Consider the following 11,110-nt stretch of genomic DNA (forward strand, 5'->3'; position numbering starts at 1 on the left):
GTTCGGCGGCGGGCACGGCCGACGCGACCGCGGGCGACGGGCGCACCCCTTGGCGCGAGACGGTCGATGCGGCATCCGCTCGCGCCTATGCCGAGGGCGATGAGGTCGCCGTCGACGGCCGCCTTGATCCGCGCTCCGCCGCACGCCGCATCGCCGAGCTGCTGCCGGACGACCGCGTCGTCGTCTCCGACGGCGGGCACTTCATCGGCTGGGCGAACATGTACTGGCCGGTCACCGCTCCCGATCGGATGATGATGGTCGGCACCGCCTTCCAGTCGATCGGGCAGGGCTGGCCGAGCGTCGTCGGCGCCACCCGCGCCCGCCCCGAGCAGACCGTCGTGCTCACCTCGGGAGACGGCGGTGGTCTGATGGCCATCGCCGACCTCGAGTCGGCCGTGCGCGCAGCGGCAGGCCGCGGTGTCGCGGTGATCTGGAACGATGCGGCCTACGGCGCCGAGGTCAACCTGTACGGGCTGAAGGGTCTCGCCGAGGCGCCGATGCTCATCCCCGAGGTCGACTTCGCCGCCTTCGCGGCCGCGGTCGGCGCGGAGGGCGTCGTCGTGCGCACGCTCGCCGACCTCGACCGCCTGCGCACCTGGGCGTCCGAAGATCCGGCCGAACGCCGCTTCCTCGTGCTCGACCTGCGCATCTCGGGCAAGGTCATCGCGCCGTACCAGGAGGAGATCATCCGGGTGAACTCCTGACCCGGCATCGTCTCAGATCCAACCCTTGTCCTGAGCCGACCGCACGGCCTGGGCGCGGTTAGATGCCCCGGTCTTGCCGATCGCGGAGGAGAGCACGTTGCGAACGGTGCCCGGCGACAGGAAGACCTCCTCGGCGATGCGCCCCGCTGTTCGTCCGTCGGCGGCGAGCCTCAGCACCTGGCGCTCGCGCTCGCTGAGCGGGTTGGCACCCTCGAACAGGCTCTGCTCAGCGAGAGAGGGGTCGAGCACCCGGAATCCCGCATGCACCCGGCGCACGGCCTCGGCGAGCTGCTCGGCCGGGGCGTCCTTGGCGACGAACCCGGCGGCACCGGCAGCCAGCGCCGAGCGCAGATAGCCCGGGCGCGCGAATGTCGTGACGATCAGCACCCGGGTGTCCGGGCAGGCTGCGCGCACGGCGCGCGTCGCCTCGATCCCGTCGAGCCCCGGCATCTGGATGTCCATCAGGCAGACATCCGGTCGCAGCTCGGCTGCGAGATGTACGGCATCCGTGCCGTCCGCCCCGGTGCCGAGAACCGTCATGTCTCCTTCGAGTTCGAGCAGGGCGGCCATGGCACCGCGGATCAGCGCCTGGTCGTCGACGAGAAGCAGGCGGATGGCCTCGGCGCTCACCACGTCACCTCCACGTGGGTGCCGGCGTCCGAACGCACGGCGAACGCGGCTCCGGCCGCGGCTGCCCGCTCGCGCATCCCGCGCACCCCATTGCCCTCCCTGCCGCCGGAGCCCACTCCGTCGTCGTGCACCTCGAATCGACCGGGGGCGATGCGCACGTTCACGACGCTCGCACGAGCATGCCGCAGCACGTTGGTGGTCGCCTCACGCAGGATCCACCCGGAGGTGAGCGCCTGCGACGGGGACAGCACGTCGGGTTCGCCGCTGACGCGCACCTCGATGTCGGCCGCGCGCAGGGCCTCTCGGCTCGCAGCCAGCTGGTCGGCGAGCGCGGCGATGCGGGCACCCGCGACAGTGGAGCGCACGCCGGCGATGGCCTCGGCGGTGAGCTCTTCGATCGCCTCCAGCTCGGCCTTCGCGCGATCCGGGTCGGAGTCGATCAGCCGGCGAGCGAGCTGGGCCTTGAGCCGCACCACCGTGAGGGAGTGTCCGATCAGGTCGTGCACGTCACGCGCCACCGCCTCTCTGCCCTCACTGGTCGCCAGCTCCCGTCCCAGTGCCTCAGCCTGCGCCGAGCGGATGATGAGCCAGGTCGAGACGGTGTTCACCACCCCGACCATCGCGATGATGGCGAGCACCGAGGCGTAGCTGCGCCCGTTGGGCGCGAGCAGCACGGTCGCAGTGGTCACCGCCAGGGAGGCGATGGTGGTGATCCAGTGCCAGAGGCGTGTCAGCCCGTATGACGCGAAGGACATGATGAACGGCAGGAAGCTCAGCGCCGAACCGCCCTCGGCGGGCACCGAGACCAGCGCGCAGACGATCAGTGCACTGAAGATGACCCACTGCCCGGATCGAGGGGCGTCTCCAACGGCGGTGCCGTCTGACATCCCACGGATGAAGCCCACGACGTAGAGCACGGCGAACGCGACGATCGCGAACCAGCCGATGCTGATCCAGTGCGGCGCGGCGTCGGAGCGCAGCAGCGCCATGACCGGATAGACCAGGAAGACCAGCCAGACGACGGCCATCATCCACCCGAAGCGCTCCCAGGGGTTCGTCGCGGCGTGCGTGGTCACCGCTCGAGCCTATCGCCGGGCACGCGAGCGCTTCGCTCCGGCCACCACGAGCAGGACGAAGAACGCCGTCCATGCGCCGATGTTGAGCACAAGCATCCACAGCGGGTCCGTCTGGCCTGTCGTGAGGGTGCCGTCGGTGAGCGGCCAGCGCGCCAGCGCGGCGAAGCCGTACATCGGGGTGAAGCGGGCGATCTCGAGCATGACGCCGTCGAGCGGCATGAACACGTTGCCGAGGAAGCCGAAGAACGTCATCGAGATCGACGCCAGAGCAGCGGCCGAGTCGCTGTTGAAGAACAGCCCCACGCCGAGCCCGTACAAGCCGAACGTCACTCCCAGCCCGAGGACGATCCCCGCTGCCGCCGCCCACCGCCACATGTCGTCGGCCTGCGCGCCGGTGGCGACGCCCGCCACGAAGACGGCGACGAGGGCGAGCACGGCGAAGGTGAGCGCGTTGACGAGCTTCGTCAGCGCGTAGCCTGCGGTGCCGAGCGGCGTCATGGCGAGCTGGCGGCCCCACCCCTGCTTGGCCTCAGCGGCGGCGAGCGACGAGAGCGAGCTCATCGCAACAGCGGTGCCGTAGGCGCCCATCGAGACCATGATGTAGAACGCGACGTTCCCGTGCCCTGCGGACAGGTGCCCGACGTCGCTGCCTGCGCCGAAGAGCAGGTACATGGCGACTGGCATCGCCAGCGTGAACGCGAGGGTGTACGGGTTGCGCAGCTGACGCAGCGCCTCGATCCGCAGCATGGTGGGTGAGATGGTGGTCATGTCAGTTCTCCGTCAAGGTGGTGAAGGCGGACTCGAGGGTGGCTGCGACGATCTCCAGATCGTGCGCCCCTGAGGCGAGAAGAGCAGATGCCACGGCATCCGAGTCGGCTGCGCGCAGGCTGACGCGGCCGGCGTCGACGCGCAGGTCCGTGACATCGGGACGGGCTTGCAGGATGTCGAGGATCGCCCGCACGCCCTCTGGGGGCAGCGTCGCGGCGAGGGTTCGAGCGCCCAGGCTGGCACGCAGCCGATCGGTCGGAGCGTCAGCGACGATGCGGCCGCGATTCATCACGACTGTGCGGCGGGCGAACTGCTCCGCCTCTTCGAGGTAGTGCGTGGCGAAGACGATGGTGCGGCCGGCATCGGCATCCGCCCGCATGACGTCCCAGAAACGACGGCGAGCGGTGACGTCCATGCCCGCGGTCGGCTCGTCGAGCACGAGGATGCCCGGATCCGCGACCAGGGCCAGCGCGAACTTGACGCGCTGCTGCTCGCCTCCCGAGCACTTGGACACGCGGCGACGGGCGAGCATTCGCAGATCCGCCCGCTCGAGCGTCTCCGTCACGCGACCGAGCGCCTCGCGTCCGTGCAGCGACGCGATGACCTCGACGGTCTCACGCACCGACAGGTCGGAGAGCAGCCCACCGGTCTGCAGAACGGCGGCGATCGCGCCGGATGCCGTCGCTCGCGCCGGCGTCTGCCCGAGCACCGTCACCCGTCCCTCGCTCGGCGGCGTCAGCCCGAGCAGCATGTCGAGGGTGGTGGTCTTACCTGCGCCGTTGGGCCCGAGAAGGGCCATGATCTCTCCGCGGTTCACGGTGAGGTCCAGGCCGGCGACCGCATCGACGCGGCGGTCGCCCGTGCCGTAGTGGCGGCGCACGCCAGCCAGGACGATGGCGGGTGCATCGGCGGTCGTCGCATCGGGTTCTGCCGTGGCTGTCGCTGTGGTCATGCCTCCACTCTCCCGCTGCGCGCAGCCGGACGCCGGAGGGCGCTGTCACGCCTTCCGCGTGACACCTGTCATGTACGGATGGCCGACATCCTCCGCATCCCGTCACGCGCGAAACACAGGAGAACGCACGAAACGCAGGAGCGGATTCGAGATCGGCTCCTGCGTTTCGCGTGACGTCCTGCGTTCCGCAGCGCAGACCAGGTTCAGGATGCCGGCAGCAGCGCCCCGTCGAAGAACGCGGCCAGCTCGTCGACCGCGTCCAGCGGCAGGATCGCGGCGACGTACTGGTCGGGGCGCACGACGATCACGACGCCGTCACGCGACAGCTCGCGGGCCTCGAAGATGTCGGTGTCGTTCCACTTGCTCGGCGCCGACGCGTAGACCTTCTCCCAGTCGGTCAGGCCGAGCGGCCCGGTCTTCGGGGCGAACAGCTCAGGCGCGGTCGTCACCTCGACGTCTTCGTACGAGCCCTGGTAGACGGCCTTCACGTCGAAGACCGCGTCGACGTCGGCATCCACCGGGGTGAAGCGCGCGAAGACCGGCGCCGCCTGCGCCGCCCACGCGCCCAGGCCCTCGCCCGAGGCATCGCCGAAGGCGTACACGCGCCAGCGGCCGTCGGCCCTGGCGTGATGGCCGAGGTGGATGACGTTGCCGTCGCAGACGCGCGTGACCTCGGCCGACTTGAACCGCTTGCCCAGCGGGAAGCCGGCCGCCAGCGCCTGATGCGCATCGGTGCCGGTGATCATCGACGGGGTGTACTGGGTCATGAAACCGGAGGGGAACTCGGCCGTGCCGAGGTAGAAGGTCGCCAGCTCCTGCGGGTCGCTGATCTCCTCGGGCTTGCGGGCCATCAGGCTCGACCACTCGCGATCGAAGTCGATCAGCTGCTGCGCAACCGGCCGGCGCTCGGCGCCGTAGGTGGCCAGCAGGGTCTCGGGGCTGCGCCCGGTGAGCACCGAGCCGAGCTTCCAGCCGAGGTTGAAGCCGTCCTGCATCGACACGTTCATGCCCTGGCCCGCCTTCGCGCTGTGCGTGTGGCAGGCGTCGCCGGTGAGGAAGACGCGCGGGGTGCGGCCCGATCCGTCGATGACGTCGTCGAAGCCGTCGGTGACGCGGTGGCCGACCTCGTACACGCTGTGCCAGGCGACGTCCTTCACGTCGATCGAGTACGGATGCAGGATCTCGTTGGCTTTGCGGATGATCTCCTCGATCGGCGTCTGCCGCACCCGGTGGTCGTCGTCGGAGGCGACCGCACCCAGATCGATGTACATCCGGCTGAGGTACCCGCCCTCGCGCGGGATGTGCAGGATGTTGCCCGCCTCGGCGTTGATCGCGCACTTGGTGCGCCAGTCGGGGAAGTCGGTGTTGACCAGCACGTCCATGACGCCCCACGCGTGCGCCGACACGTCGCCGACGTGCGTGCGCCCGATGGCCGTGCGCACGCCGCTGCGTGCCCCGTCGCAGCCGACGACGTACTTGGCGCGGACGGTGCGCTCCCCGCGCGCATCCCTGACCCGCACCTCGACGGGGTGCTCGCCCTCGTCGTGCACGGTGAGCCCTGCGAACTCCACGCCGTAGTCGGGCACGATGCGCCCAGGGCCGTCGGCGGCCGCCTCGGCGAAGTAGTCGAGCACGCGGGCCTGGTTGACGATGAGGTGCGGGAACTCGCAGATGTCGTACGCGTAGTCGGCCGTGCGGGCGGTGCGCACGATGTTCTGTCGGTTCTCGGGGTCGGGCCCCCAGAAGTTCATCCAGCCGATGTTGTACGCCTCGGCGGTGATGCGCTCGGCGAACCCGAACGCCTGGAAGGTCTCGACACTGCGCGGCTGGATGCCGTCGGCCTGCCCGAGCACGAGACGCCCGTCGCGCTTCTCGATGATGCGCGTGTTCACGTTCGGATACTGCGACATCTGCGCGGCGAGAAGCATGCCCGCCGGCCCCGAGCCGACGATGAGCACGTCCACCTCGTCGGGCAGCGTGTCCGGCCGGTCGAGACCCAGACCCTCGGCGGGAAGCACCCGCGGGTCGTGGGACACATAGCCGTGGTGGTGGAACTGCATCGTCGTCGATTCCTTCCGGCGTGTTCTATATTGGAACACAGCGTTCTACTATTGAACAGATCGTATACGAAGCGCCGATGTGCCACAAGGGATCAGGAGCCACCGATGACCGCCGCCCCCGCCTCGCAGACGCTCAGCCGCGGCATCCGGATCCTAGAGATCCTCGCGGACGGTCCCCTGTCGATCGACGATCTGGCCACCCGCCTCGAGGTGCACCGCTCGGTCGCGTACCGCCTGCTGCGTACGCTCGAGGATCACCGGCTCGTCGCTCGCGATGCCGCGGGTCTCGCCGCCCTCGGTCCACGGATGGCGGCCCTCGCGGCCGGCGTCGCGCATGACCTGCAGGCCGAGGCGCTGCCCGAGCTGACGGCGGTCGCCAACGATCTGGGCCTCACCGCGTTCCTCGCCGTGCTCGACGGCGACGAGGTCATCACGCTCACCAGCGTCGAACCGCGCCACGCGGTGGCGAATGTCGCGCAGCGGCCGGGCACCAGGCATCCGGTCACGGTCGGTGCCCCGGGCAAGGCGATCCTCGCGCAGCTGCGTGATGTCGAGTGGCCCTGGGTCGATGCGGGGCTGCGCGCCGAGGTCGAGACCGTGCGCGAGCGCGGCTACGCGCTCAGTCACGACGAGGTGATCCCGAACCTCAAGTCGATCGCCGTGCCGCTGCCGCTGCGGGGTGCGCGCCCGGCGGCCATCGCCGTGGTGCACGTGGCATCCCGCGTGGCGGATGCCGAGGTCGCCGACCGCCTGCAGCGCTCCGCGGATGTCATCCGGACAGCCCTCGACGGCTGATCCCCGCATCCGTTCCCCATGACGGATGCAGGCCTGAAGGACGATCCGGCTCGAATCGTCCTTCAGACCTGCAGAAGCCCGTCAGAATCGACGGATGCTCATGCCCTGGCCAGCCCGCGGATCGGGCTCACCGCCTGCTCGGCCTCGTGGTCGGGCCCGAGCGGGATGCCGCTGCGGTCGCGCAGCAGCAGGGTCGCGATGAGTCCGATCACGGTCATACCGGCCAGGTACCAGGTGACCGACATGGTCGTTCCGGTCGCCTGCACCAGCGCGGTCGCGATGGTCGGGGCGAAAGCGCCACCGGCGATCGCGCCGATCGCGTACGAGATCGACACCCCCGAGAAGCGGATGCTGGCCGGGAAGAGCTCGGTGTACAGCGCCGCCTGCGGGCCGTAGGTGAAGCCGAGGCCGATGGTGAGGATGGCGAGCCCCGCAAAGAGCAGACCGACGTTGCCGGTGTTGACCAGCGGGAACAGCGCGAACACGCCGCCCAGCTGCAGCACCCAGCCGATGATGTAGGTGGTGCGACGGCCGAGCCTGTCGCTGACGAATCCCGCCAGCAGCGTCGAGAGCAGCCAGGTCACCGCCGAGCCGGTGACCGCCCACAGCACCGGTCCACGCTCGAGCCCGATCGGGCCGTCGGGGTTCGTGGCGTAGTTCTGGATGTAACCGCCGGTGGTCATGTATCCCACCGCGTTGTTTCCGGCGAAGACGAGCGCGGCGACGATCACGAGCAGCAGGTGCTTGCGGAACAGCTGCACGATCGGCATCCGCGCCTCCTCCTTGCGCTCGGCGAGCTCGGCGAACACCGGGCTCTCCTCGACGTTGCGACGCACGTAGTAGCCGATGAGGATCAGCACGATGCTGAGCAGGAACGGCACACGCCAGCCCCACGCCAGGAACTGCTCACCCGGGGCGATCGCCGTCATGATCGCCATCACACCCGAGGCCAGCAGCAGGCCGAGCGGCACACCGATCTGCGGTGACGCACCGAAGATGCCGCGCTTGGCCTTGGGAGCGTGCTCGACGGCCATCAGCACCGCGCCACCCCACTCGCCTCCCGCCGACAGGCCCTGCAGGATCCGCAGCAGCACCAGCAGCAGCGGAGCCGCCACGCCGATCGCCTCGTAGGTCGGCAGCACGCCGATCAACGCGGTCGCCGCGCCCATCAGGATCAGCGTCCACATCAGCACGGCCTTGCGGCCGACCTTGTCGCCGAAGTGTCCTGCGAGGAAGGCGCCCAACGGGCGGAAGAGGAAGCTGATCCCGACGGTCGCGAAGCCGATCAGGATGCTGTTCGCGCCCAGCGGCGCGAAGAAGAGCTGCCCGAAGACGAGCCCGACCGCGGTCGCGTAGATGAAGAAGTCGTACCACTCGACGGTGGTGCCGACGACCGTGGCGAAGACGACGCGGCGACGATCGGCCGCATTGGCGATCGTGCCGGTGGGGGTGAATCCCTCGGGGGGACGGGGTGCCCGGGAACGGCGTGACTGCTCGCTCATGATGCTCCTTTGACGACTCTGTCGGGGGTGGTGATCAGATGCTTGCCACCCGCAGAGGGATCATATACGATTTCGAATACGACGCACAAGGACTCTCTCGGAGTCGTCCGTGCACCCGGCAAGGAGGCGCCCTATGACCGAGCTCGCCCGACCAGGCAAGATCATCGCGATCCACCTCAACTACGTCTCACGTGCCGACCAGCGCGGCCGCCGCCCCGCCGCCCCTTCCTACTTCTTCAAGCCCGCCAGCTCCCTCGCCGGCACCGACGGCGTGGTCGAGCGCCCCGCCGGCACCGAGCTGCTCGCCTTCGAGGGCGAGATCGCGCTGATCATCGGCACCGCCGCCCGCCGGGTCTCGGTCGACGAGGCGTGGGCGCACGTGGCATCCGTCACCGCGTCGAACGATCTCGGCCTCTACGACCTGCGCGCCAACGACAAGGGCTCGAACGTCCGCTCCAAGGGCGGCGACGGCTACACCCCCGTGGGCCCCGAGCTCATCGACGCCGCCGCCGTCGACCCGGCCGCACTGCGCGTGCGCGCCTGGGTGAACGGCGAGCTCGCGCAGGACGACACCACGGCCGGCCTGCTCTTCCCCCTCCCCCAGCTGGTCGCCGACCTCTCGCAGCACTTCACGCTCGAGCCGGGCGACATCATCCTCACCGGCACGCCGGCAGGTTCCAGCGTGATCGTGCCGGGCGACGTGGTCGAGATCGAGGTGGATGCCCCGGATGCCCCCGGCGCCCCCTCCTCGGGACTCCTGCGCACCACGGTCACGCAGGGTGACGTCGAGTTCGACCCCGCGCTCGGCTCGATGCCGGCCGTCGATGACCTGCAGCGGGCCGAGGCCTGGGGTTCGCGTGAGCTGGCAGGGCTGCCCTCCGTCGGCCCTTCGACCGGCTCAGGGACCCAGGATGGGCTGTCAGCCGAGCTGCGCGCCAAACTCGAGGCCGCCCCCACGGCGGGGCTGTCGAGCCAGCTGCGCAAGCGCGGCCTGCGCTCCTGCTTCATCGACGGGCTCTCCGCCAACCTGCCCGGAGCCAAGATCGTCGGCACCGCCAAGACGCTGCGCTTCGTGCCCGCCCGCGAAGACCTGTTCACGAGCCACGGCGGCGGATACAACGCGCAGAAGCGCGCCTTCGACGCCGTCGGCGAGGGCGAGATCATCGTGATCGAGGCACGCGGCGACGAGACCACCGGCACACTCGGCGACATCCTCGCGCTGCGGGCCAAGACCCGGGGAGCTGCCGGAGTCGTCACCGACGGCGGCGTGCGCGACTTCGACGCCGTGGCCGAGATCGGCCTCCCGGTCTTCTCGAAGGGCGCGCACCCCTCTGTGCTGGGCCGCAAGCACGTGCCCTGGGAGTTCGATGTCACGATCGGCTGCGGCGGGGCGACCGTGCAGCCGGGTGACGTGATCGTCGGCGATGGCGACGGCGTGATCGTCGTCCCCGCGCATCTGGCCGAGGAGGTCGCCGACGCGGCGCTCGCTCAGGAGGACGAGGATGCCTGGATCGCCGAGCAGGTAGCCGCAGGTCACCCCGTCGACGGGCTGTTCCCGATGAACGCCGAGTGGCGGGCGAAGTACGCCCTTCGGCCGGCTCAGGGACCCACGTCATGACGACTCTCGTGCGTGAGGGCAGCAAGTCCGAGCAGGCCTACACGTGGCTGCGCTCGCGGATCGCCTCGCACGCGTACGGACCGGGCTACCGGCTCGTGCTCGGCGCGATCGCCCGCGAGCTGCAGATGAGCGTCGTGCCGGTGCGCGAGGCGATTCGCCGCCTCGAGGCCGAGGGCTACGTGACCTTCGAGCGCAACGTCGGCGCGCACGTGTCGCTGATCGATGAGGACGAGTACGCGCACACCATGCAGACCCTCGGCCTCATCGAGGGCTCGGCGACCGCGCTGTCGGCGCCCCTGCTCGACGACAGCGCCCTCGCGCGCGCCGCCGCGATCAACGAGCAGATGCGCGACCTGCTCGACCACTTCGACGCGCACCGCTTCACGCAGCTGAACCAGCAGTTCCACTCCGTGCTGTTCGAGCCGTGCCCCAACCCGCACATCCTCGACCTCGTGCACCGCGGATGGGGCCGGCTCTCGGGCATCCGGGACTCCACCTTCTCGTTCGTGCCGGGCCGGGCCCGGCATTCCGTCGACGAGCACGAGCAGATCCTCCGGCTGATCCGAGACGGCGCCGAGCCGCTCGAGATCGAGCTGGCCGCGCGAAACCATCGCTGGCGCACCCGGGACGCGTTCCTGGCTACCCGGCATTCCCACACCAGCGAAGAAGGACGATGATGACCGACGTCTACACCCCCGCAGACCTCCCCGCGAAGATCCAGCACTACATCGACGGCGAGTTCGTCGATTCGGTCGACGGCGACACCTTCGAGGTGCTCAACCCCGTCACCAACGAGACGTACGTGCACGCCGCGGCCGGCAAGAAGGCCGACATCGATCGCGCCGTCACCGCCGCCCGCCGGGCGTTCACCGAGGGCCCGTGGCCGCGCATGCTGCCGCGTGAGCGCTCGCGCGTGCTGCACCGCATCGCCGACATCGTCGAGTCGCGCGATGCGCGCCTGGCCGAGCTCGAATCGTTCGACTCGGGTCTGCCCATCACCCAGGC

11 protein-coding genes are annotated in these 11,110 nt (G+C 70.0%); 5 read left to right on the forward strand and 6 right to left on the reverse strand.

Annotated elements, in window-relative coordinates; translation table 11 throughout:
- The coding region (locus RT309_RS10350; protein ID WP_313356804.1) for a thiamine pyrophosphate-dependent enzyme at positions 1-704 on the forward strand (704 nt) is incomplete at its 5' end.
- A gap of 12 nt (positions 705-716) precedes the next feature.
- Here the strand turns inward: RT309_RS10350 and RT309_RS10355 are convergent.
- The 5 genes from RT309_RS10355 to RT309_RS10375 form a co-directional block, all read right to left on the reverse strand.
- Complete coding sequence (locus RT309_RS10355) at positions 717-1,337, reverse strand: response regulator (RefSeq protein WP_396654445.1); 621 nt, start codon at positions 1,335-1,337, stop codon at positions 717-719.
- The gene (locus RT309_RS10360; RefSeq protein WP_313356807.1) at positions 1,331-2,410 is read right to left on the reverse strand and encodes a histidine kinase; all 1,080 of its coding nucleotides are present in this window, start codon (positions 2,408-2,410) and stop codon (positions 1,331-1,333) included. The genes RT309_RS10355 and RT309_RS10360 overlap by 7 nt, the downstream gene beginning before the upstream one ends.
- Before the next feature lie 9 nt (positions 2,411-2,419).
- Complete coding sequence (locus RT309_RS10365) at positions 2,420-3,178, reverse strand: ABC transporter permease (RefSeq protein ID WP_313356808.1); 759 nt, start codon at positions 3,176-3,178, stop codon at positions 2,420-2,422.
- Between the two features lies 1 nt (position 3,179).
- On the reverse strand, positions 3,180-4,130 hold the full coding sequence (locus RT309_RS10370; RefSeq protein ID WP_313356810.1) for an ABC transporter ATP-binding protein: 951 nt from the start codon (positions 4,128-4,130) through the stop codon (positions 3,180-3,182).
- A gap of 203 nt (positions 4,131-4,333) precedes the next feature.
- Positions 4,334-6,190: an FAD-dependent monooxygenase gene (locus RT309_RS10375; RefSeq protein WP_313356811.1), complete on the reverse strand. Its 1,857-nt coding sequence runs from the start codon at positions 6,188-6,190 to the stop codon at positions 4,334-4,336.
- A 105-nt stretch (positions 6,191-6,295) separates the two neighbouring features.
- Between RT309_RS10375 and RT309_RS10380 the strand changes: the two genes are divergently transcribed.
- Entirely contained in the window at positions 6,296-6,985 is a 690-nt protein-coding gene (locus RT309_RS10380) for a helix-turn-helix domain-containing protein (RefSeq protein WP_313356813.1), read from the forward strand.
- A 98-nt stretch (positions 6,986-7,083) separates the two neighbouring features.
- Here the strand turns inward: RT309_RS10380 and RT309_RS10385 are convergent, their stop codons facing one another.
- Positions 7,084-8,487: an MFS transporter gene (locus RT309_RS10385; RefSeq protein WP_313356815.1), complete on the reverse strand. Its 1,404-nt coding sequence runs from the start codon at positions 8,485-8,487 to the stop codon at positions 7,084-7,086.
- Positions 8,488-8,620: 133 nt separating this feature from the next.
- On the opposite strand from RT309_RS10385, the gene RT309_RS10390 reads away from it, so the two are divergent.
- The 3 genes from RT309_RS10390 to RT309_RS10400 form a co-directional block, all read left to right on the forward strand.
- Positions 8,621-10,105 carry a fumarylacetoacetate hydrolase family protein gene (locus tag RT309_RS10390; protein WP_313356816.1) on the forward strand — a complete coding sequence of 495 codons (1,485 nt, stop codon included), beginning with the start codon at positions 8,621-8,623 and terminating at the stop codon, positions 10,103-10,105.
- On the forward strand, positions 10,102-10,782 hold the full coding sequence (locus tag RT309_RS10395; RefSeq protein ID WP_313356818.1) for a GntR family transcriptional regulator: 681 nt from the start codon (positions 10,102-10,104) through the stop codon (positions 10,780-10,782). The genes RT309_RS10390 and RT309_RS10395 overlap by 4 nt, the downstream gene beginning before the upstream one ends.
- The coding region (locus tag RT309_RS10400) for an aldehyde dehydrogenase family protein (RefSeq protein WP_313356820.1) at positions 10,782-11,110 on the forward strand (329 nt) is incomplete at its 3' end. The genes RT309_RS10395 and RT309_RS10400, both read left to right, overlap by 1 nt.

The sequence above is a fragment of the Microbacterium sp. genome (assembly GCF_032084865.1).
Lineage (GTDB): Bacteria > Actinomycetota > Actinomycetes > Actinomycetales > Microbacteriaceae > Microbacterium.